Here is a 20,914-nt window from a genome sequence, read left to right on the forward strand (position 1 = left end):
CCTCTCCCTTCGGTCAGTCCCTCATGATAGCCAATTAATGATTACCCTTGAATCGTTTTGTCAGCTTTTTTCATTTGCTCAGGGTAACCGTAAGCACCGTGCTCACTAAGGTCAAGACCGATAATTTCTTGCTCTTCTGTTACGCGGAAGCCCATGATAAGTTTCATTACGCCAAGAACAAGGAACGAAGCAGCAAGTACGAATGCGCCAACTACGACTACCGATTCGAATTGAACCCACAATTGGTGCCAGTTGCCTGTATCAATCAGACCGCCTTCACCAACGGCCACTTTCTCAGCCAATTCTTGCGTAGCGAAGATACCGTTAGCAAGCGTACCCCAGATACCAGCAGCGCCGTGAACCGAAAGAGCGTAGATTGGATCGTCAACTTTGATTTTCTCGAAAAATTTCACGCTGTAGAATACGAGTACGCCAGCTACCAAACCGATAACTACTGCCGCCCAAGGATCTACGAATGCGCAAGATGCCGTAATGGCTACTAGACCTGCAAGCGTACCGTTAAGCATTGTTGTGATGTCAGCTTTTCCGGTAACTGCCCATGAAATGAGAAGTGCTGCCACACCGCCGGCGCCAGCGCCCAGCATTGTGTTGAATGCTACGAAGCCGAAGAAGCCGTCGCCGATCGCTACTGTCGAGCCGGCATTGAAGCCGAACCAGCCCACCCAGAGAAGCAATACGGATAGTGCAGTGAATACTTGGTTATGTCCCAAAATTTCGTTCGCCGAGCCGTCTTTGTTGAACTTGCCGATACGAGGTTTAAGTAATACTGTAGCTGCGAATGCCGCTAGAGCACCCGTTAAGTGAACGACGGTCGAACCCGCGAAGTCTTGCGCGCCGTCTTTTGCAAGCCAGCCGCCGCCCCAGATCCAGTGAGCAACCGTTGGATAAATGATGGCAATGAAGAATACTGTAAATACAACATAAGATGAAAGCTTAGCGCGTTCTGCGAAGCCGCCCCATGCGATCGAAAGCGATACAGCCGCGAATGCGAGTTGGAACAAGAAGAAGATCGTGCTTGGCAATGCGTTCTCTACGCTTGCCTTCGACGGATCGAAGAAGAAGTCGCCCCATCCGAATATCGCGCTGACGCTGCTGTCTCCGCCGAATGCGAAGCCGTAACCAAACGCCCAATAAATAATTGCCGCAAGGCCTGTCGTGAAAATCGTCTTGCCGGCAACGTGACCAGCGTTTTTCATTCGAGTCGAACCCGTTTCAAGAAGGATGAAGCCGCCTTGCATCAATAATACGAGGATGAATGATAGCATAACCCATAGAGCGTTCAATCCCATGTTCAGCGTGCCGCCGGATGGGTCCTCAGCAAAAGCCATTGCCGGGAATAAAAGAGTTAAAGCACCAAAAGCTAACACCGTTTTCTTAATCAATACGACCACTCCCTTAATGTAATGTTTCCTAACATGTGAGGAAAGACTTAATGTCATTATAGTCAGAAGTACTCAATTTGACAATACGCTTTCTTCTATTTTCGAAAAAAAATCTAACGTTCGGCATAAAATCTAACACGAACGTTAAGTTTTTTTACAATTCATCTCCAAAAAGGGTTGTGAGGGCATCTCATTCTTCGCGTTTAGCCTCTATTAATAGAATAGACAGCTCTATAAGATCGTGTATCTGACATCTAGTTGTAAAGTCGCATGTCAGGTTTGACTGCGCGGATACTTCCTATTATCATATTTAATATAGATCAGAGTATTCGTCTAATGAAGGAAGGTGTTGTTATGCAAGGTGCAGCTTTATACCGGATTGGAGAATTATCCAAGCTTGCGCAAATTAGTCAGAGAACGCTTGATTATTACACTTCGATCGGCTTAATCGAGCCAGCGGAGCGTTCTGCCAAAAATTATCGACTGTATGCCCACGAGACGCTGCTCCGCTTGGAGCGTATTGAACAATTGAAAAAAGATAAATATACATTAGACGAGATTAAAGTAAATCTAAAGACCTGGAGCAAAGTAACGCCTGAAGAGCATGTATCGCAGCGGCTCACCGACTTGCAGCATCAATTAAGCCAACTGGAGCGTCAAGTGAAGGAATTGGAGCCCGATATTAAGAAGCTTAAGCCTAAGCAAGCCAATCAGCTCTATACTCGTCTCGTCCCTCAGACCGCCGCGTGCATCGAGGCGCTTATGCTGCTCATTAATAAAGGACCTTTCATGTAATTCCGAAATCCAAGCTTGCTTGCGCCGATGTCAGTCACCTATGGAGGAATGCATCTATGCTGCTATTTCACCCGATGGATTCAGTCATCCTAATCGCTTTAGCGGTCAGCATCTGGGCTCAATTCCGTGTTAAGGCCACGTTCAACAAATGGTCGCGCATACCTGCCGCGAGAGGCCTCACCGGCTACGAGGCGGCTAGACTGCTGCTCGACAGTAACGGACTGTCGAGTGTTCCTATAGAGCCTGTCAGGGGCTCCCTGACCGACCATTACGATCCGGTACATCGTATTGTACGTTTATCGGAGCCCGTCTATTACGAAAGATCCATATCCGCCGTTTCCGTCGCTTGTCATGAAATCGGACATGCCATTCAACATTCCGTTCATTACCCCATGCTTGTTATCCGTCATCGCATCTTCCCAGTCGTTAACTTCGCATCCGGCACAGCTCCGTTCCTGTTTCTGGCAGGACTATTGTTCACCGCCCCTACTCTTATTGGTATCGGTATTGCTTTCTTCTCGGTTGCCGTTGCTTTCCAGCTCATTACGCTGCCAGTCGAGTTCAATGCCAGCAGCCGAGCGCGCGATCTAATGATTGCAGAGGGCATCATTACGAACGAAGAGGAACGCGGTACAGCTAAGGTGCTGAACGCGGCGGCGCTTACTTATGTAGCGGCAGCGCTTATCTCCTTACTGGAGCTGCTCAAATATATTATGATCTTCACATCTAGGCGCGATGAATAACAAAAAAGGCTTCCTAGGGCAACAAGCAACCCAGGAAGCCTTTCCTATATGATTAGGAATTGTTCTTGCGATCATTAAAATACCGAATAAGAAAGCCATGAAATACTTTGGCAACAAGCGGAAGCTTCTCATTCGAACGGCGAATAAGTCCAATTGTCCTCGTCACCTGCGGGTGGCTGATCCGCACCTTAGCCGGTTGAAGCGGTCCTGTATAATGGAGCGCCAATTCAGGCAGCAAGCTTACTCCCATACCGGCGGCGACGAGCCCGCGAATCGTATCCGTCTCTTCGCCTTCGAACCCGATATTCGGCGTGAATCCAGCCTGCTGGCACGCTTCCCATACAATCGGCCGAAGGGAATAACCTTCACTGAACAGCACGAATGTCTCATGCTCCAGCTGTTTAAGCTCGATTGCCGGTTCATCCGACAGCGGGTGACCCGGAGGCAGAATAGCGTACAGTTCCTCTGTCAGCAACACCTCGCCGCATACGAATTCATGATCGTCAGGAAATGGCGATATAAAGGCCAAATCAATCTCTCCCTTGATCATATCGCGAATGAGTGACGGATACATTCCTTGCTTGAAGCGAAACTTCACGTTCGGATACAGCTTGCGGAATGCCGCAACGACCTGTGGAATCAAAGAAATGCCCAAGCTATGCGGAAAACCAAGCCTGATCTCACCTTTCTCCGGATCCAGAAACTCATGAATTTCCACAACCGCCCGTTCCAAATCGACGAGTATCGCTTCAGCACGCTTTAGAAATAACTGGCCGACCTGGGTCAACTGCAGATTTCTGCCTTTCTGAACGAACAGCTTGACCCCAAGCTCCTCTTCCAGCTGGTGGATTTGACGGCTAACAGCCGATTGCGCAACGTGCAGTTCTTCCGCCGCTTGCGTTACATGTTCTTTTTTTGCTACTTTTACAAAATAATAAAGCTGACGAAGTTCCATCTAGGTTTTTCTCTCTCCTGTCAAGGACCTTTAATTTGATTGTTGTCCTTCCTACACTCCTCTTACCTATCACCCAACGCGCTTCTTGCGCAGCATGCTGCGGTCGAACAAATTGTAGAGAAGAAACCCCGTTACTCCTCCGCCAACATGCCCCCAAAGATCAACCCTTGGGATGAGGAACGAATAGATGACCCCAAATATAAGTATCATGTAGACCGTCTTCCTTGAGCTTTCATCCATCCTTGCTCTTCGGAATAACGATAAATATAGAAACGCACCGAACACGCCATAAATCGCACCTGATGCCCCTACCGCAATATGTGCGCCATCATTCTGCAACGCGTGCACCCAAGCACTCATGACGTCGCCTCCAATACCGCATAGAAGATAGAAAAAGATGTACCTCGACGATCGAAGCAGTCTTTCAAGCGGCGGAGCGAAGATGAGCAGCGAAAACATATTGTAGAGCAAATGCTCTACACCTGAATGCATGAACATGGAGGTCAAATATCGCCAAGGCTCTTGCATACCATACGGATCAACCCCAGGTATGGTTACAAACGCTCCATAATCATAGGCATGGCTTGCATTGTTCGGATTGCCATTGATTGCGATGACAATAAAATATAAGATATTAAGCGCAATAATCGTTGCCGTAACCGGAAATTGCTTCAAGTACTCGCGAAAACTCTCATACCGCAAAAAAATCATTATTTCAGCCCCTTTTTTCCATCCATGAATTGGACAATGTTGTTTCATTACGATTATAATGAATTTGGTATTGACCATTCAAATCGAGGAGGACATTACACATGTCACAGGAACGTACAGGCGTTGCAACATTCAAGGGCAACCCAATTACACTTATCGGCCCGGAACTTAAAGTTGGAGACAAAGCTCCAGACTTCTCCATTAACAAAAACTTGGTTGAAAATGCATCGCTTGCTGACTACGCAGGCAAAGTAAAGCTAATCAGCGTTGTTCCTTCGATCGACACAGGCGTATGCGATGCACAGACGCGCCGCTTCAATGTTGAAGCAGCTTCCTTGGGCGAGAACGTCGCTATTCTAACGGTAAGCGTAGACTTGCCATTCGCTCAGTCGCGCTGGTGCGGCGCGTCCGGCGTTGACAAAGTCGTTCTGCTCTCGGACTACAAAGCGCACAGCTTCGGCGAAGCTTACGGCGTATACATTAAAGAATTGGGTCTCGATATGCGTTCGATCTTCGTAATCGATGCGAACGATACGATCCAATATGTTGAGTACTTGCCAGAAATGACAGAGCACCCGAACTACGAGCAAGCGATTAGCGCTGTCAAAGCCCTTCTATAAGACAAGCGATATTCATCCATAACGCAATAGGCGCATGACCGCAAACAAAGCGAGTGAAGGACATCCTTCCTCGCTTTGTTTTTGATTTTTTAATTAAAACATGTATGTTCGTTAGCTTGATACTTTGAACGCCGAAAGTTTTTTGTCCAGCGTCCGATAGAGGTCTATAATAACCCTATAATTCGATCCGAGGTCGCCCAGCGAGCCGCGCGATGCCGAATAGATGTCGACAGCCGAGGTAAGCGGATTAACGCTGATGACGGAAACGGTAATGTCCATCGTTCTGCCGAATGCTGTACGCTTCTCCAGTACGATCTCTCCTACAGATTGCACCTCATGTAATACCTTGTAGCCCTGCATCTTCTTAAGAGTCGATATAACTTCCTCCCAAGCCTTCTCCTTCGAGAGCTTGTAGAAATGAGATTTCAGCATTGGATCCTTGGCTCTGTCGCCTGTCTGTTCATGACTGCGCAGCAGCCCGATAAAGGTCCGCTTCAACAACAACGATCTCCCCCTCCGAAATCTATGTACATTACTCTCTATGATACCATGATTTGTCCCGAGCGTAAACGGCAGACGCCGTCATTGCGGCGTTAGCTTACGTTTCGCGGAAAATTCTAAGCCAATAATAACGAGGCATCCGTTATTAACTTAGAATTTAAGCGTAAACGATATACGCTATGCTCGCTGGCATTTACTCATGTTTCGTATGAAAAAAGAGCATTCACCGGATCTCTCCGGCAAAAGCTCCCTTTGGTTGAATAAGAAACCCGCCTATGCCGTCCGACTTACATGTTTCTGAACCCTGCTCTCGCAGGTGGGTGTCCGCAGAAACGCTTTTGAGATCCCCTTTCGAGGGCTTGTCAGCCGCGTTCCAATCTAGGTCTCCCGTGAAACAGCCATTGGTTCAAAACAACGAAAAGCCGAAACGAACATCGCAGGATGTATTGTTATTATAGACGTATGCGATGCAAAAGTAAACGCTGACAGGTTGTTATTTGTTGGAGTTGTCCGAATCATGCTTAATCAGATCGACTCGATCAAGTTCTGCCGCTTCCTCTGCCGCTTCTTCCTCAGCAAGCCTTGCTTTCTCGGCTTGGTCTTGGAGCTTCTGGTAAATCAAGTTGAAGTTCCAATACGATAAGTACGCGATGATGCTCCCCATGAAGAACGGAATAAGAAACGTAAATCTCGTGCTGAAGTACAGGACAGCTCCGGCCATAATCGCCGTGGACAAGGAACGGAATGGTCTTCCGATCGTGATCAATACGGCGTTCTTCAGCAATTGAAACGTTTTCATATGATAATGGACGAGCATCGAGAAGAAGTTGAACAGCGATACGACGAGCAAAATAAGAAATGCGACGAAAATGTACGACAATAGATTTAATTGTTCGCGGTACACGATAAAATCGACAATCATAATAGTGAGCAGCAGCGTGTAGATAATACCGCCCAACATACTCTGCTTGTAATTTTCCTTATAGCTGCGGAAATAGGTTTTGAACAACGCAACATCCACTTCACCCGTAACCCACTTACGCGCGACGGCGAACATCGCTGCAGTAGCAGGGAACAACGTGAACGGCGCAACGACAGCCATGAATATAAGTGTCATATACACTTGGCTAAGCATTTCGGCTTCCGTACCCGTTCCAGCAATAAGGAGTGTCCAGGCAAAAAACACAAATGGTATTGAGCAGACCAACCATAATACATTAATTACCGCTAAACGCATAATCCATTCGGAGATTCGGTAAAATCCCCCCATTAGTCCTCTTGGTTCCATTTGATCTGCCTCCAGATAAGTCCATTCTTAAGAATGCAAGGTGAAACGGCTAACTCGTCCTATAAAGCGACGTAAAGCAACGTTTTGCGAAATAAAAAACCAGGGAAACCCGAATGCCCGCCGGGCATAACGGACTTCCCCGGTTTCAATGACCGCGAAGCGCTGGCTGCCTTTGTCTTAGCGCAGCTCATAGCTTAGACACAATTAATTGTTGACGAAACCTTCGCTGCTGCTCTTCGGACGACGGCTGTCGCTGCGGCCTTCGCTGCTGCGCTTGCCGCCATAACCGCCGCTTCCGCCACGGCTCTCATAACCGCCGCGCGAGCTGCTGCTACCGCTGCTGCTTCCAGCGCTGCTGCGTCTGTCATCGCGTCCGCGATAACCGCCGCCGCTGCTTCCGCCTGTACCACCGCTGCGGTTGCCGCCATAAGAGGAGGAGGAGCCGCTGCGATTGAATGGACGGCCGTTGGAACGAACATCCGGTCTACGCTTCTTAGCGCGAAGCGGTTCTTCCGGCGTCAATTCGATATCGACGTTCTTCTTCTCGCCAGTCAGCAATTTAATTGCAGCTGCAAGCAGGTGAACCGAATCGTATTGCTCGAGAAGTTGGATCGAGATGGCTTTGTACTCATTGAAATCATCGTTGTTGATGATTTCGAGCAAACGCTCCGCTGTTACGCGTTGCTTGCCTTCGATTGCTTCTGCAATGCTAGGAAGCGGCTTGCGGTTCATCTTCTGACGAGTGATTTTCTCGATGAAGTGAAGGTGATCCGTCTCGCGCGGCGTTACGAACGACCATGCTGTTCCTTCTTTGCCTGCGCGGCCAGTACGGCCGATACGGTGAACATAGCTCTCCGGATCTTGCGGAAGGTCAAAGTTGATTACATGCGTTACGCCGGATACGTCGAGACCGCGTGCCGCAACGTCTGTTGCAACAAGCACGTCAATGCTTCCGTCACGGAACTTACGCATAACGCTGTCACGTTGGTTCTGCGACAAGTCGCCATGCAAGCCGTCAGCGGAATAGCCACGCTTCTGAAGCGCTTCGCTCAGCTCATCTACCCGGCGTTTCGTACGGCCGAAGATGATGGCAAGCTCAGGCGATTCCATATCGAGCAGGCGGCTAAGCGCTTCGAACTTCTGACGCTCATGCACTTCAATGTAAGCTTGCTCGATCGATGGAGCCGTAATTTGTTTCGGGATTACCGAGACATGCTCCGGATTCTTCAGAAATTGTTGTGCAAGCTTCTGGATGTTAGCCGGCATTGTTGCCGAGAACAACATCGTATGACGCTCTTCCGGTACTTGCTTCAGGATCGACTGAATGTCTTCCATGAAGCCCATGTCCAGCATTTCGTCCGCTTCGTCCAAAATAACCGTTTGAACGTCTTCGAGACGAATCGTCTTGCGGTTGATATGGTCGAGCAAACGTCCCGGCGTACCGATAATGATTTGTGGCTTCTTCTTCAATGCACGGATTTGGCGACCGATTTCTTGACCGCCGTAAATCGGCAATGAGCGAAGACCTTTGTATCGAGTCAACTTCCCGATCTCGTCAGCCACCTGAATAGCGAGTTCACGGGTTGGCGTCATTATTAATGCGACAATGCGTTCCTCGCTTGTCGGAATTTTGTTAATGAGCGGTATTCCGAATGCCGCTGTCTTCCCTGTTCCTGTTTGTGCTTGGCCGATAAGATCGGTTCCTGCCAGTGCGATAGGGATCGCTTTGTCTTGAATCGGGGTTGATTCCTCAAATCCAAGTTCAGTAATTGCTTGCAACACCTTAGGTTCCAAGCCAAATTCAGCAAATGTTTTCAAACTTTTCTCAAACTCCTTCTATCTACAGCCTACTTAAGAATATCCAAATCATTATAGCACAGAAACAATTGTGAATACCAGTAAACCAATTAAAGCCATACTACATACGACAAAAAACGGCTTGTCTAGTCTGTTTCAAGGGAGGCGTCCTGACTTGAATCGTCAAATTTTGCAGCATCTATACAACGTTCCAGTCATGACGATCGGAGCGCTGCTCGTTGCAGCAGGCTTCAACTTATTCCTTATTCCGCATCAACTGCTAAGCGGCGGTTTATCTGGCATATCCATGATGATCGGCTACCTTACCGGAGGCAATATCGGCTTGTTATACTTCTTGCTCAATCTGCCCGTACTGCTTTGGGGTTGGTTCGCTGTCGGCCACCGATTTATCATTTGGAGCATTTATATGGTCATTGCGTCTACCTTGTTCCTCCAAATCTTGCCTGTAGTCAAAATCGCCGAAGATATCGTGCTTGGCTCCGTCTTCGGAGGCATTATCGTCGGATTCGGGAGCGGACTTTCGCTTCGTTACGGCGGATCGTCCGGCGGGTTCGACATTATCGCTTCGATCGTAACGCGGAGACGGGACTTTCCGGTTGGCATGATCATATTCGTACTCAATAGCCTCGTCATCGCCATCCTGGTTTTTTTCACAAAAAATTGGGATTTAGCTCTATACTCGCTCGTATCCATCTATACGGCAGGCAAGATTGTCGACATCATCCACGTTCGTCACATTAAAGTTACCGCCTTTATTATTACGACGAAAACCGAGGAGCTTCTGGCGAGACTGCTGACCCATCCTCGCGGAATTACCATTATTAAGACGAAAGGAGCTTACTCTGCGGCTGAGCGCGATATGCTGATGACCGTCAGAACAAGGTACGAATTGTCTGATCTAAGCAAAACCATACGTTCCATCGACCCGCATGCTTTCATTAACATAGTGGAAACCGTAGGCGTAATCGGCGACTTCTCCAAGCCGAAGGATTAAGTATATACGCGAATATGGATTTTATGGAGTATCCCTATGTTTTTGAAAATGATCCTGCTATAATGTGTGTAACCCGTAGTTTAGGTTTCTTTTCCCATAGGATTTCCCCTATCTTTGAACAATCGATCGACGAAAGGGTGATGCTAAGGTGGATTTGGAAACGGTAAAACTGTCTCAAATTGTGGAGAAGCTTGCACCTGAGCTTAGTCCTTTTCTCACGGAACGCGAGATGGACATCAGCATTGTGCTGCGGGACGGACTTGCTGTACTTGAGCCGTCAGACGCGATGGAAATCGTGCAACACAGTATTTGCGAGCATCAAAGAGAAGCTTTCCTGCAATGACAATACGGGATATACAGATTACCCATGCGCCTGTCGAGAACGCTCTCGGCAGGTTTTTTTGTCTTATTAGGAAAATAAATGATGACCCAGCCGCGGAATCTGCTTTATAATTTGGGTACAGAAGAGCTAACGGGGAGAGAACATAGTGGATATCATTCTATCAACTTTACTGCTGCTGTACAATTTGCTAACCGGCTCCGGCGAAGAAAGCATGGCGGCTAAGCAGCTCGCCGCCGCATACATAAACGCTGCCGCAGGTCAGACGATTATACAACCCGACTCTCCCGGCCTAAGCGGGCTTCCCGGCGGAACAGGCGGCATCGCAGCCGTGAAACAAGATCCGCAGCCTGAGGCGCCGGCCATTAAGGGCATTTACGTAACCGCGCACAGCGCAGGCGGAGCACGAATGGAGTCGCTGATTAAGCTTGTCGACAGCACCGAGCTTAACAGCATGGTCATCGACATTAAGGACGATAACGGCTATATTACCTATCCGACAACAACCCCCGAGCTGCTCGAGGTTGGAACCCCTCAGCGGTTCATCGGCAATATCGGAAATTTAATGGCAAGCCTGAAGAAACATGAAATTTATCCGATTGCCCGGATCGTTGTGTTCAAGGATACGGTGCTCGCCCGCAAGAAGCCAGAGCTGTCATTCCTCCACCAGGACGGAACAATATGGAAAAATAATAAAGGCGAGAGCTTCGTGAATCCTTACCGCAAGGAAGTGTGGGACTACAACGTTACGGTCGCCAAGGAAGCGGCCCGACTCGGCTTCAAGGAAATACAGTTCGATTATGTGCGTTTCCCTGAAGGCTTCGATAAGAAGGCGGATTCACTCACCTTTACGAAGTCGGAACTTAGCCGCGTTGACGCAGTCGCCGGCTTCGTCAAATACGCAAGAGAACAGCTCGAGCCGCTCGGCGTTCGCGTATCGGTCGATATCTTCGGGTATGCGGCCTCCGTATCGGCAGCGGAAGGAATCGGACAAGACTTCGTGAAAATATCGAATGACGTGCATGTCATCTCGCCGATGATCTACCCGAGCCATTACAGTACAGGCTGGTTCAAGCAGAAGTATCCCGATCTAAGCCCCTACGCCGTTATCAAGGGCGCTATGGAGGATACGCATAAGAAGCTTGAAGGCACGGCGGAGCTGAAACCGATCATTCGGCCATGGATTCAAGACTTCACTGCTAGCTGGCTCGGCAAAGGCCAATTCATGAAATATGGCAAAGCGGAGGTCGAAGCGCAAATCAAGGCATTGCACGACTCGAACGTTAACGAGTACCTGCTGTGGAATGCAGGCAATAAGTATTCGCCGAACGTCGATTACAAATGAACCAAACCAAAAAGGCTGCACTCTTCATCCTCCGGATGTTGAGTGCAGCCTTTTATGCTGTGTGAACAAAGCTCTTATTGCGATAGACGAAGCGCCAGCTCGTACATGTCCATGTTGAAAGGCTTCTTGGAATTGACGACAGTATCGATGTCTGTCGTCACAAGCTCGCCGCGAACGACGCCGCATGCTTTGCCAGATATGCCAGCCATCAGCTGGCTAACGGCAAAGTCGCCTAAGCGGCTTGCAAGAATACGATCAACAGCGGTTGGCGTGCCGCCGCGCTGAATATGTCCAAGTACCGTAACACGGGGCTCGATGCCGCAACAATCGGTAATTTTCTGCGACACGTCCTCCCCTTTGCCAGCGCCTTCCGCAACAACGATAATACTGTGGCGTTTGCCTTTGGCAAAGTTTGTTTTCATACGATCTGCAACCTCGTTCAGATCGAACGGAACTTCAGGAACAAGAATCGTCTCCGCACCGCTAGCAAGACCAGCGTGCAAAGCAATATCGCCGCAATGGCGTCCCATAACCTCGACAATCGATGAACGCTCGTGCGAAGACATCGTATCGCGGATTTTGTTAATAGCATCGACAACGATGCTTACAGCCGTATCGAAACCAATCGTCATATCCGTGAACGGAATGTCATTATCGATCGTTCCCGGCAAACCCATCGTCTTAATGCCGAGCTTGCTCAGCTTGTTCGCGCCTTGGTATGAGCCGTCTCCGCCGATAACGACAAGACCGTCAATTCCTCTTGCCCGAAGCACTTCCGCGCCGCGTTGCTGACCTTCCGCCGTCATAAACTCCTTGCAGCGAGCCGTTTGCAGAATCGTGCCGCCGCGTTGAATAATATCGCCTACGCTGCGTAAATCCATTTGGCGCAAATCGTCGTTAAGCAACCCTTGGTAACCCCGTTGTACACCGTATACGTCTAGCCCATGGAACAGCGCGCTCCGCACGACAGCACGGACAGCCGCGTTCATTCCTTGAGAATCTCCTCCACTTGTCAGTACAGCGATTGATTTGACTGCAGACATGTTTCATTCCTCCACTTTCACTGTGTAATTGTATTGGTTATAATATCAAGCTTGTTTTTTCCTAATCCAAATGCTGTTGACAAGGAAAAACAGGCGTGTAAGCGGACTGTTCTTCATTAGCCTGCGCGAGATGTCTCTCACCGGCGGCTGATGCCGCACCTTCGGATCCGATAAGTACAGCGCAAGCAGCCCTTCAATAATCAGGCGATGAAAGCGCGAAGCGGGCAGCCCCTTCACATCCTCACGCGCTCTAGCAACAATCATGCTTAACCGATCAACGAGCAGACTATCATTATCATAATAGTTGCAAAAGTTTAGATCGCCGCCCTCTTGATCTTCTTCCTGATCAATCAGGTAATCAAGCAAAATATGCAGAGCACAAACGTGCGGGAAATAACCGCTCTTAATCGCGGCAGCATCGACAGAGGACAACTTGTCCTCTGTCGCCGCCAGGAACAGCATGAACATCCCAAGCGTGGAGCCTGTAGCAGCGGCAAACTCATTCCACTTCAGGTCCGGGCAACTGCTCATCTGCTTCTCCCACCAACTCAGCAGCATCGGCTCACGTTCATCCTTACGAATATGCTTATAGACTTGCAAGTCGCTATAAAGCGCAACAAGCTCGGTAACATAAGGCTCGACGCTCGAATAGGAAGGCAAGCTAGACGCCATTCGTTGGCAGGTTAGCACCAAATGATGCAGATAACCGCCGTCGTTGTTTTCTTTACGATACTTGTAATAATCTTGAAGCGGAGCTGCGGGATTAACCGCATCCAGCATCGATTGATGAAGCTGACGGAAGTCATCAGGATCAAGCGATGTGCTTCGGTCGCATAGATTGTCCAAATAATCGCTAATCGTCTGGAGTGATACAATTAGCGGAATCAAAATATGTCGATGCTCCAGACTTACGATTGCATATACGGCGCCGCCTTGGCAATGAAACTTTTTGCTTTCCATACTGCTTAGAGCCTGACTCCTAAGCTCCTCGTCGGGGATAGCCTCTGCGCGAGCGCGAAGCAGCTTCAGCTCCTTCTCAACACCTGGCAGCACATATTTGTATACGCGATGCATGAGCTTTATCGGGCTCTGGGGCACGCGTCCGCTTGAAAGAGTCGTTACACGCAAGATGGGATCCTCCTCGAACTCCATTTCATGAATGCCAACGAGATTCCATCTCTTGATTAATTCGGTACCATATATGCAATTCGTTAATCCGGCTTGCATATTCGGCAATTTCATAGTTCAATTCGCAGCATTTATCAAAATCATGCTCCTCGAACAGCTCTGCCTGCTTCCCGTTAATCAATCGTTCGAATTCGATGACGCGATCCGGAATCGTTCCCCTTATCGACTCCCATTGCTCAATGATTTTCATTTGCTCGGATACTTCGTATTGCTCCCAATCCCTCTCAAGGATGGGAAGGCTAATGCGAAGCCGTTCGTTCCAATCAAATCGATACTCCCCCATTGTAAACCTCCACATCTAAATGTACCATTTCGATACACAATAATCCAGCTTCAAAAATCAAATTGGTCGGTTTCCAGAGCCATGCTATAATTAATGACGATTAAGCAATCGTATAGAGATGGAGTGAGACTTACACCAATGGAAACTTCCGGAACTTCCGAGGCTGATAGACCGGCAACCTCAGCCACAGCCCGCAAAGAAATTTTTGCACTGCGAACGTATACGTTTTTCTCCTATTCGACAGCCGCGATGATCGTGTCCTTCATACCGCTGTATTTTTTAGAGCGCGGTTACTCGGAGCAGCAGATCGGCATTATTTATGCGATCGGCCCGCTTATGTCGATCTTCGCCAACATTTTATTCGGCATGGCGAGCGACAAGCTGAGAACGATTAAGAAGCTGCTCATACTGCTCCTGTTCGGCCAGCTCGTCATGATATCGATCCTGCTTCCAGTTGAACATTTTGCGGTCGTCTGCCTCGTTATGATGGGTTTTTATTTTTTTCAGACGCCAATTAACCCGCTGACAGACAGCCTTATCCTGTTATCCAGTCAATATACCGGCAAACCTTATGCTCTTATTCGTATATTCGGTTCACTTGGTTTTGCAGCAACTGCCTATTCACTTGGACTCATATTGAAGCAAATTGGGTCAAACTGGACGATGCCCCTCGCATTGTTGACGATTGCGATTACGCTTTGTCTTGTTTTTGGACTGAAGGACTACCAGGCGACTTCACGCAAAATGGATTTTTCCGGTTTCTTCAAGCTGCTGCGGCAGCGTAATATCGTTATCTTCTTTCTGCTCGTCTTGGCGATCTCGATTCCTCACCGAATGAATGAGGGCTTCTTGGCTGTAACGATGAGGCACTTAGGGGCAAGCGACTCCTTAGTTGGCCTGTCATGGCTTATGTCCTCGCTAAGCGAGATTCCGGTTCTGTTCCTGCTCGGCAAATATGGTCATAAGTTCAAGGAACTTCCGCTCCTTATGATTGCTTCGATTATGTATGCGGTCCGCTTATGGTTCGTAAGCGATATTCAAGATCCGAGATGGGCGCTTGCAGCTCAAGCGATGCACAGCATCACGTTCGGCATTTATTTCTCGACGGCGCTTCGTTACATTTCTAGAATTATCCCCGACGAATTCCGCGCATCTGGTCAAGCGGTATATGCCGTCGTATGGACAGGACTTGCCGGCGCAATTAGCGGCTTCTTCGGAGGATTCATCTACGAGCAGTTCGGCAGGGAAAGCTTCTTCCGAATGGGCTCCATCATTGCGATGGTCGCGGCGGTAGGGTTCTTTGCGAAATATTATTATAGTGATGAGCGGTAGCGGGTTACTGCCATAATAAGAAAAAGCGGCTGAGCGAGGGATAAGTCCCCACGTTCAGCCGCTTCTTTGTTATACCTTACAGATGTAACACGGTCATACCCTATTATAAGAAGCGTCGATCTTATAATTTAATGACGTTGGCCGCTTGAGCCCCGCGGTTACCCTCAGTAATGTCAAACTCGACCGCTTGACCTTCTTCAAGCGCCTTGAACCCTTCGCTTTGAATGGCGGAGTAATGTACGAATACATCTTCTCCATTGTCGACTTGGATAAAGCCGTAACCCTTCTCTGCATTAAACCATTTAACTGTACCTTTCAATTGAACAACCTCCTAAAGATGACCGCCGTTATTAACGGCGAGTAGAATCATTATAGCGATAACTTTAGGCGATTGCAATTAATGTGAAATCCGTATAAAATCGCTTTTTTTAGGTATAAAAGGAAGCTTGGAGGGCAATAATTGTACGTTGCCTCCGTTCGCCCGGGTAAAGGTCAATAGCTCATCTAATTGGGCGAATGGCTCCCAGTTCAGCGCTTGCAACGGATAGATGCGAATCTGGCCGCCTTTCTTCGTAACACGCATTAACTCGGCAATCGCCTGCTTATGGAACTCAAGGCCGAATTGCTCCGCATATAAAAATAAGAAATGGCTGCACAGCACAAGCGAAAATGTTCCATCCGCGAAAGGCAGATTCGGAAGTTTGCCTGACACATAGGAGGATTGTCCACTCGGGTCATTCACATCCGTTTCGAACTTCAATAACGATGCCTCTCGTCCGGCACGATGCTGATCGATCGAGCCGTAATAGCTCCAATCGAATATATCAGCGAGTTTGGCAAGCTTTGCAGTAGAAGTGCCAATCTCTTCTCTGGCCTCTTCGACCCATCTCGTCACGTCGTTCCCATATCGCGGATCAACCGCGCATGCCTCATAACCTCTTGCTTTAGCCTCTGCCGTGAAAGAGGAACCCCCTGCCGCAACATCCAGTACAGGACCGCATGCAAGGTCACTCTCATTCAGATCGAACATTCGGATATATTCCTCATATCCTCTGCAGGTCATAGCGACCCCAATCTGCTCATACTTTACTTGACTCATCTTGACACTCTCCTCGTCTCGTCTCATCTAATCTCTTCTCATCTGAACTCATCTCATGCCAGTCGTCTAATCGCTGACACCGTATTATTGCTTAACGATGTTGCTTTATAGCTTGTGATTTGGCATGATGTTAACTATACCATAATTAACTATTCGAAGGTGGAAAATTTATGTTCAAAAAGCACGAAATTTACAAAACAGACAAATACAATATGCTGACTGTCGAGGTTCAAGGCAAAACATTGATCGTCAGAGAAATTTCCGACCAATGGGGTGAGGACTGCCATACATTCGTCAGCCGCCCGGAAATGCTGCATTGGGCCGAGAACCGCTTCCGTCCTTCCGACTTCGTCGGCAAGGAAGACGAGCTTGCCGCTATTATGGCTGCATTCAAAGAAGTGTAAGTTAAAGGATTAATCAGCAGCAGGAAAAAATGTCCTATGCGGCGAACATAACGTTACAAGCGTCCGCATAGGTAACGATAAAGCACAAGCAAGCTTCGATTTGCGCACCGCATCATGATGCTTGTCGCTTGAATAGAGGAGGAGCAGCTTCGGGATGGATCCAACAGCTACTATTATTTTCATCATTGCTTCCTTTGTCCTTGGGGGCCTTGTTGTCTTGAAGAAGGATACATTGTCGCCTGGTTTGCGCCGCGGCATGGCCATCTTCTCGATTATTTTCATCGCATTCGCTTTTTTCCTTATTGTGTATGCGTTCTTTACAATGGGCTCCGCTTAATCTAAGCGGTTGTTACATATTCACGGGGGCGCCCGGGCATGTTAATGGAAAACTGTGCCTGAGGTGATTAACGGGTGAAATGGCTCCCATTGCTTGTAGCTTTAAGCTTAATACCCGGCAACGGAGCAGCTCACGCATATGCGAGCACGAAGCCAAACTCCGAAGCCAAGCCGCAATCTACTTTTTCGATACCAAGGAGGAGTTCGATGAATCACGTTCCGAAACGTTCCGAATCCGCGCCAGAAACAACATGGAAGCTGGAGGATCTCTTCGCGAATCAAGCAGCATGGGATAGCGAGTTCGCGGAAGCGAAGAGTTTGATTAAGAAAGCAGCCGCTTTCGAAGGCAAGCTTGCCGACCCTGCTCAGCTCAAAGCTTGCTTCGAGCTAGAGGATGAATTGTCGCTGCATGTTGAACGCCTGTACGTATACGCGAATATGAAGCATCACGAGGATACGGCAGAGCCTGTGTACCAAGCTCTCTCCGACAAATCGAAGAAGCTTAGCGTCGAAACCGGCGAAGCGCTGTCCTACATTACACCTGAGGTGCTTGGGTTATCCGATAATGATCTTGAAGCGATGATTGGCAACGAGTCGCTTGCGAAGTTCCGTCATACGCTGGAAGAAATGCGCCGTCAGAAAGCGCATGTGCTATCGAAGAACGAGGAAGCGCTGCTTGCTCAAGTGGGCAACGTCAGCTCCGCTCCCGGCACGATCTTCGGCATGCTGAACAATGCGGACTTAAAATTCCCTAAAGTGAAAAACGAGGACGGCGAAGAAGTCGAGCTGACGCATGGCCGTTACATACAGTTTCTCGAAAGCAAAAATCAAGACGTTAGACGTGATGMGTTCAAAGCAATGTACGATACGTACGGCAAGCTGAAAAACACGCTCGCTTCTACTTTGGGCGCTAACGTAACCAAAAATATTTTTTATGCCAAAGCGCGTAAATACGATTCTGCACTCGATATGTCTCTCTATGGCGACAACATCCCGCAGTCCGTCTATACGAATCTCATTGATACGATCCATAAGCATCTCCCGCTGATGCACCGCTATATGGACCTTCGCAAGAAGCTGTTAGGCCTTGAAGAGCTTCATATGTACGATCTGTTTGCTCCGCTCGTTGAGGAGTTCAAGATGGACATTACGTATGACGAAGCGAAGAAAACGATCAAAGAAAGCTTGAAACCTCTGGGCGAGGATTACCTGAACGTGCTGCAAGACGGCTTCGATAACGGCTGGATCGACGTGTATGAGAACGAAGGCAAGCGCAGCGGCGCTTACAGCTGGGGAGCTTTCGGCACGCATCCTTACGTATTGTTGAACCATAACGACAACTTGAACAGCATGTTCACGCTCACCCATGAGATGGGCCATGCGCTTCATTCCTATTACTCTGACAACAATCAGAACTATCGGGATGCGCAATATACGATCTTTCTAGCAGAAGTGGCATCCACGCTGAACGAAGCGCTGCTGATGGACTATATGTTGAAGAAATCGACCGATCCGAAGGAAAAAATGTACCTGCTTACGTATTATGCGGATCAATTCCGTACGACGGTGTTCCGCCAGACGATGTTCGCCGAGTTCGAGAAAATCGTTCACGAGCGCGTCGAGCAAGGCGAGTCGCTGACCCCGCAAGAGCTGAACAAAATCTATTACGACCTGAACGTCCACTATTACGGACCGGGAATGGTCATTGACAAAGATATCGAGATGGAATGGGCGCGAATTCCGCATTTCTACAACAGCTTCTATGTGTACAAATACGCGACGGGCTTCTCCGCGGCGACGAGCTTCTCGAAGCAAATTCTTGAAGAAGGGTTACCTGCCGTCGATCGTTACCTCGGCTTCCTGAAGAGCGGGGGCAGCGACTTCTCGATCAACATCTTGAAGAAAGCCGGCGTAGACATGTCTTCGCCAGAGCCGATCGAGCAAGCGATGAGCGTGTTCGAAGAGCTGATCGGACAGATGGAGCAGTTGACGAAGTAACATTGATTGGGCATAAAAAGGGACTATCCGAGAGCCGCAAGGCGTCTACCGGATAGTCCCTTTGTTTTGTTGCGGGCGCGGCGGCTAGAGAAGCGCCGCGCCGAGCATGAAGCCGAGCAAGCCGGCGAACAAGGACGACAGGAGGTTCACCCTGTCGTTGTTCAGCCAGGCGAAGCCGCGCACGAGCTCGGCCGCGCCGCCGCAATGGGCGGCGCGCTCGGTTACGCTGCCGCAGGTCCGGCAGCGGTACATGGCCTGGCCGGTGGCGCCGAGCAGAGAGTCGGCGAAGGCCCCTGCCAGGCCTGCGGCGGCCGCGGCGGCGATGTATGCCGCGGCGGCGCCGAAGAGCGTGCCCGCAGCAGCATGCGCAGGCTGCTGCGTGGCCGCCAGCAGCAGTGCGGCAACGGCGCCGATGAACACGGCGCCTGCGAGCGCTGCTGCGCTGCCGAGCGGCGTGACTCCGCCGCTCGTGCCAGCCGCTACGCGCTTGCCGCTCACGATCATGCGCGGCGCGCTGCGGCTGAGGGCGCCGATTTCCGTCGCCCACGTATCCGCGTTCACGGCGGCCATGACGCCGACGTACGCGAACAGCCAGCCCTCATGCGGCCATATGTAATGGGCCGCGCACAGCAACAGCCCCGCTCCGCCGTTCGCCCACACTTGTCCGGCGTCGCGCCTGCCGGTCTTCTCATACTTCGCTTCCGCCTCCGCTTTCGCCCGATGCTTGCGCTTATATTTCGACAGCGCCGATGACGATATGAAGAAAGCAATCAGAACACCGAACCATATGGGCTCGCCAAGCGTCACGAAGCCTGTCCCCATCACGAGCGCCGACCATGCCCCTGAAAGGGATAATGATCGCGCCTTATATGCCGCGGCAGCAGCAAGGCTGCTGCATAAGAAGCCAACGAGCAGCCTTAACCACCATTCATCCACCAGACCTACCATTGCAGCCACTGCGAAACGCTGGACAATCTCGTTTTGCGATGCAATGCCTCGCGCCACCTTTCCGGATAATTCGTGCATATCATCAGATTCGGATCAAGCTCAGTCAGCTTGCGGATCGTCCGCTCATCATTTGCCGTCCATGCCATCGTCTGTATGCCTGATTCATTCAATAGCGCCATGCGCTCCTTATTAAGCCGCGAGTAGCCGATGGATAAAAAATCAGCGCCAAGCTCCTCCAGCTCTTTCGGAAGCGAATTCCGCCATGCGTCTAGAATAAGTCCAGTCCTAACCTCGCCGCTAAATTTACGCGCATTGTACAACGTACCTTCATGGAACGAAGTCAATACAACCTCTTTTACTGCGTCGAAAGCATAGATACGCTCCAGCACTTTCTCCTCCAGCATCGGATACCGAATACCGTCCGTCTTAAGCTCGATATTGAGCTTGCAATGTCCGATTGATTCACGAAGCACGTCATCGAGCGTCGGAATCGGTTCTCCTTGATATTTTTGCGAGAACCAGTGTCCGGCATCCAGCTGCGCCAGCTCCGCTGCCGTCCAATCCTTCACATCGCCTTTGCCGTTCGTCGTACGTCTTAGCTTATAATCGTGGATAACAACCGGCACATAATCCTTCGAAAGCTGTACATCGATTTCAATCCATTCAATGTCCGGCTCGGCGATTGCCAATCGAATCGCAGCCATCGTATTTTCCGGCGCGCGGCCCGACCAGCCTCGATGCGCTACGCACGGATTTCTCATTATGCACTC

Annotated in this window: 23 protein-coding genes and 1 other RNA gene; 10 read left to right on the forward strand and 14 right to left on the reverse strand. The window is 49.5% G+C overall.

Going from position 1 to position 20,914, the window contains the following annotated elements; genetic code table 11:
- Positions 1–41 precede the first annotated feature (41 nt).
- A complete protein-coding gene (locus tag AC1DF0_RS15495) occupies positions 42–1,403 on the reverse strand; it encodes an ammonium transporter (RefSeq protein ID WP_477574533.1) in 1,362 nt (453 codons plus the stop codon).
- A gap of 354 nt (positions 1,404–1,757) precedes the next feature.
- On the opposite strand from AC1DF0_RS15495, the gene AC1DF0_RS15500 reads away from it, so the two are divergent.
- Together AC1DF0_RS15500 and AC1DF0_RS15505 are read left to right on the forward strand one after the other, a co-directional pair.
- Complete coding sequence (locus AC1DF0_RS15500) at positions 1,758–2,198, forward strand: MerR family transcriptional regulator (RefSeq protein ID WP_475821396.1); 441 nt, start codon at positions 1,758–1,760, stop codon at positions 2,196–2,198.
- Positions 2,199–2,254: 56 nt separating this feature from the next.
- Complete coding sequence (locus AC1DF0_RS15505) at positions 2,255–2,941, forward strand: zinc metallopeptidase (protein WP_442050528.1); 687 nt, start codon at positions 2,255–2,257, stop codon at positions 2,939–2,941.
- A gap of 52 nt (positions 2,942–2,993) precedes the next feature.
- On the opposite strand, the gene gltC is transcribed toward AC1DF0_RS15505, so the two are convergent.
- Positions 2,994–3,896, reverse strand: coding sequence for a glutamate biosynthesis transcriptional regulator GltC (gltC, locus tag AC1DF0_RS15510; RefSeq protein WP_442050529.1), 903 nt, complete (start codon positions 3,894–3,896; stop codon positions 2,994–2,996).
- A 69-nt stretch (positions 3,897–3,965) separates the two neighbouring features.
- Positions 3,966–4,607, reverse strand: coding sequence for a rhomboid family intramembrane serine protease (locus AC1DF0_RS15515; RefSeq protein ID WP_477574534.1), 642 nt, complete (start codon positions 4,605–4,607; stop codon positions 3,966–3,968).
- A 101-nt stretch (positions 4,608–4,708) separates the two neighbouring features.
- On the opposite strand from AC1DF0_RS15515, the gene tpx reads away from it, so the two are divergent.
- Positions 4,709–5,227, forward strand: coding sequence for a thiol peroxidase (gene tpx / locus AC1DF0_RS15520; protein ID WP_442050531.1), 519 nt, complete (start codon positions 4,709–4,711; stop codon positions 5,225–5,227).
- Positions 5,228–5,338: 111 nt separating this feature from the next.
- Here tpx and AC1DF0_RS15525 read toward each other — a convergent pair whose 3' ends face one another.
- The 4 genes from AC1DF0_RS15525 to cshA form a co-directional block, all read right to left on the reverse strand.
- Complete coding sequence (locus tag AC1DF0_RS15525; protein ID WP_337101519.1) at positions 5,339–5,728, reverse strand: DUF1499 domain-containing protein; 390 nt, start codon at positions 5,726–5,728, stop codon at positions 5,339–5,341.
- A 262-nt stretch (positions 5,729–5,990) separates the two neighbouring features.
- Positions 5,991–6,174, reverse strand: a non-coding RNA gene (gene ssrS / locus AC1DF0_RS15530) — 6S RNA.
- A gap of 47 nt (positions 6,175–6,221) precedes the next feature.
- A complete protein-coding gene (locus AC1DF0_RS15535) occupies positions 6,222–7,016 on the reverse strand; it encodes a DUF624 domain-containing protein (protein WP_475821393.1) in 795 nt (264 codons plus the stop codon).
- Between the two features lie 204 nt (positions 7,017–7,220).
- On the reverse strand, positions 7,221–8,834 hold the full coding sequence (gene cshA, locus AC1DF0_RS15540) for a degradosome RNA helicase CshA (protein ID WP_477574535.1): 1,614 nt from the start codon (positions 8,832–8,834) through the stop codon (positions 7,221–7,223).
- Between the two features lie 196 nt (positions 8,835–9,030).
- Here cshA and AC1DF0_RS15545 point away from each other — a divergent pair, with 196 nt between their 5' ends.
- The 3 genes from AC1DF0_RS15545 to AC1DF0_RS15555 all read left to right on the forward strand — a co-directional run bounded on the left by AC1DF0_RS15545 (position 9,031) and on the right by AC1DF0_RS15555 (position 11,513).
- Positions 9,031–9,828: a YitT family protein gene (locus AC1DF0_RS15545; protein ID WP_442050596.1), complete on the forward strand. Its 798-nt coding sequence runs from the start codon at positions 9,031–9,033 to the stop codon at positions 9,826–9,828.
- Positions 9,829–9,976: 148 nt separating this feature from the next.
- Complete coding sequence (locus AC1DF0_RS15550) at positions 9,977–10,171, forward strand: hypothetical protein (RefSeq protein ID WP_337101516.1); 195 nt, start codon at positions 9,977–9,979, stop codon at positions 10,169–10,171.
- 145 nt (positions 10,172–10,316) lie between these two features.
- Positions 10,317–11,513 (forward strand): putative glycoside hydrolase, encoded by a 1,197-nt coding sequence (locus AC1DF0_RS15555; RefSeq protein ID WP_442050533.1) that lies wholly within the window; start codon positions 10,317–10,319, stop codon positions 11,511–11,513.
- Positions 11,514–11,587: 74 nt separating this feature from the next.
- Here the strand turns inward: AC1DF0_RS15555 and pfkA are convergent, their stop codons facing one another.
- The 3 genes from pfkA to AC1DF0_RS15570 form a co-directional block, all read right to left on the reverse strand.
- Positions 11,588–12,556 (reverse strand): 6-phosphofructokinase, encoded by a 969-nt coding sequence (gene pfkA / locus AC1DF0_RS15560; RefSeq protein ID WP_337101514.1) that lies wholly within the window; start codon positions 12,554–12,556, stop codon positions 11,588–11,590.
- A gap of 45 nt (positions 12,557–12,601) precedes the next feature.
- The gene (locus AC1DF0_RS15565; protein WP_477574763.1) at positions 12,602–13,630 is read right to left on the reverse strand and encodes a tetraprenyl-beta-curcumene synthase family protein; all 1,029 of its coding nucleotides are present in this window, start codon (positions 13,628–13,630) and stop codon (positions 12,602–12,604) included.
- A gap of 79 nt (positions 13,631–13,709) precedes the next feature.
- Positions 13,710–14,027: a hypothetical protein gene (locus AC1DF0_RS15570; protein WP_337101513.1), complete on the reverse strand. Its 318-nt coding sequence runs from the start codon at positions 14,025–14,027 to the stop codon at positions 13,710–13,712.
- Between the two features lie 138 nt (positions 14,028–14,165).
- Here AC1DF0_RS15570 and AC1DF0_RS15575 point away from each other — a divergent pair, with 138 nt between their 5' ends.
- Positions 14,166–15,359, forward strand: a complete 1,194-nt coding sequence (locus AC1DF0_RS15575; protein WP_477574536.1) for an MFS transporter — start codon at positions 14,166–14,168, stop codon at positions 15,357–15,359.
- A 121-nt stretch (positions 15,360–15,480) separates the two neighbouring features.
- Here the strand turns inward: AC1DF0_RS15575 and AC1DF0_RS15580 are convergent, their stop codons facing one another.
- Complete coding sequence (locus AC1DF0_RS15580; protein ID WP_307202019.1) at positions 15,481–15,678, reverse strand: cold-shock protein; 198 nt, start codon at positions 15,676–15,678, stop codon at positions 15,481–15,483.
- Between the two features lie 78 nt (positions 15,679–15,756).
- Positions 15,757–16,458, reverse strand: a complete 702-nt coding sequence (locus tag AC1DF0_RS15585; protein WP_442050535.1) for a methyltransferase domain-containing protein — start codon at positions 16,456–16,458, stop codon at positions 15,757–15,759.
- Positions 16,459–16,628: 170 nt separating this feature from the next.
- Here AC1DF0_RS15585 and AC1DF0_RS15590 point away from each other — a divergent pair, with 170 nt between their 5' ends.
- The 3 genes from AC1DF0_RS15590 (at position 16,629) to pepF (ending at position 19,196) form a co-directional block, all read left to right on the forward strand.
- Positions 16,629–16,862 (forward strand): hypothetical protein, encoded by a 234-nt coding sequence (locus AC1DF0_RS15590; RefSeq protein ID WP_307202023.1) that lies wholly within the window; start codon positions 16,629–16,631, stop codon positions 16,860–16,862.
- 154 nt (positions 16,863–17,016) lie between these two features.
- Positions 17,017–17,199 carry a hypothetical protein gene (locus AC1DF0_RS15595; protein ID WP_442050537.1) on the forward strand — a complete coding sequence of 61 codons (183 nt, stop codon included), beginning with the start codon at positions 17,017–17,019 and terminating at the stop codon, positions 17,197–17,199.
- Positions 17,200–17,405: 206 nt separating this feature from the next.
- On the forward strand, positions 17,406–19,196 hold the full coding sequence (pepF, locus tag AC1DF0_RS15600) for an oligoendopeptidase F (protein WP_477574537.1): 1,791 nt from the start codon (positions 17,406–17,408) through the stop codon (positions 19,194–19,196).
- Between the two features lie 84 nt (positions 19,197–19,280).
- Here pepF and AC1DF0_RS15605 read toward each other — a convergent pair whose 3' ends face one another.
- Together AC1DF0_RS15605 and AC1DF0_RS15610 are read right to left on the reverse strand one after the other, a co-directional pair.
- Positions 19,281–20,144 carry a DUF92 domain-containing protein gene (locus AC1DF0_RS15605; RefSeq protein ID WP_477574538.1) on the reverse strand — a complete coding sequence of 288 codons (864 nt, stop codon included), beginning with the start codon at positions 20,142–20,144 and terminating at the stop codon, positions 19,281–19,283.
- Positions 20,138–20,905, reverse strand: a complete 768-nt coding sequence (locus tag AC1DF0_RS15610; RefSeq protein WP_477574539.1) for a glycerophosphodiester phosphodiesterase — start codon at positions 20,903–20,905, stop codon at positions 20,138–20,140. Before AC1DF0_RS15610 ends, AC1DF0_RS15605 begins: the two co-directional genes overlap by 7 nt.
- Between the last annotated feature and the right edge of the window lie 9 nt (positions 20,906–20,914).

It is taken from the genome of Paenibacillus sp. 05T425 (genome assembly GCF_056396205.1).

Coding starts and splice junctions, on each gene's coding strand:
- AC1DF0_RS15500 (WP_475821396.1), top strand. CDS start 1,758: ATGCAAGGTGCAGCTTTATACCGGATTGGAGAATTATCCAAGCTTGCG.
- AC1DF0_RS15505 (WP_442050528.1), top strand. CDS start 2,255: ATGCTGCTATTTCACCCGATGGATTCAGTCATCCTAATCGCTTTAGCG.
- gltC (WP_442050529.1), bottom strand. CDS start 3,896: ATGGAACTTCGTCAGCTTTATTATTTTGTAAAAGTAGCAAAAAAAGAA.
- AC1DF0_RS15515 (WP_477574534.1), bottom strand. CDS start 4,607: ATGATTTTTTTGCGGTATGAGAGTTTTCGCGAGTACTTGAAGCAATTT.
- tpx (WP_442050531.1), top strand. CDS start 4,709: ATGTCACAGGAACGTACAGGCGTTGCAACATTCAAGGGCAACCCAATT.
- AC1DF0_RS15535 (WP_475821393.1), bottom strand. CDS start 7,016: ATGGAACCAAGAGGACTAATGGGGGGATTTTACCGAATCTCCGAATGG.
- AC1DF0_RS15545 (WP_442050596.1), top strand. CDS start 9,031: ATGACGATCGGAGCGCTGCTCGTTGCAGCAGGCTTCAACTTATTCCTT.
- pfkA (WP_337101514.1), bottom strand. CDS start 12,556: ATGTCTGCAGTCAAATCAATCGCTGTACTGACAAGTGGAGGAGATTCT.
- AC1DF0_RS15565 (WP_477574763.1), bottom strand. CDS start 13,630: ATGCATCGCGTATACAAATATGTGCTGCCAGGTGTTGAGAAGGAGCTG.
- AC1DF0_RS15570 (WP_337101513.1), bottom strand. CDS start 14,027: ATGGGGGAGTATCGATTTGATTGGAACGAACGGCTTCGCATTAGCCTT.
- AC1DF0_RS15575 (WP_477574536.1), top strand. CDS start 14,166: ATGGAAACTTCCGGAACTTCCGAGGCTGATAGACCGGCAACCTCAGCC.
- AC1DF0_RS15585 (WP_442050535.1), bottom strand. CDS start 16,458: ATGAGTCAAGTAAAGTATGAGCAGATTGGGGTCGCTATGACCTGCAGA.
- AC1DF0_RS15590 (WP_307202023.1), top strand. CDS start 16,629: ATGTTCAAAAAGCACGAAATTTACAAAACAGACAAATACAATATGCTG.
- AC1DF0_RS15595 (WP_442050537.1), top strand. CDS start 17,017: ATGGATCCAACAGCTACTATTATTTTCATCATTGCTTCCTTTGTCCTT.
- AC1DF0_RS15605 (WP_477574538.1), bottom strand. CDS start 20,144: ATGGTAGGTCTGGTGGATGAATGGTGGTTAAGGCTGCTCGTTGGCTTC.
- AC1DF0_RS15610 (WP_477574539.1), bottom strand. CDS start 20,905: ATGAGAAATCCGTGCGTAGCGCATCGAGGCTGGTCGGGCCGCGCGCCG.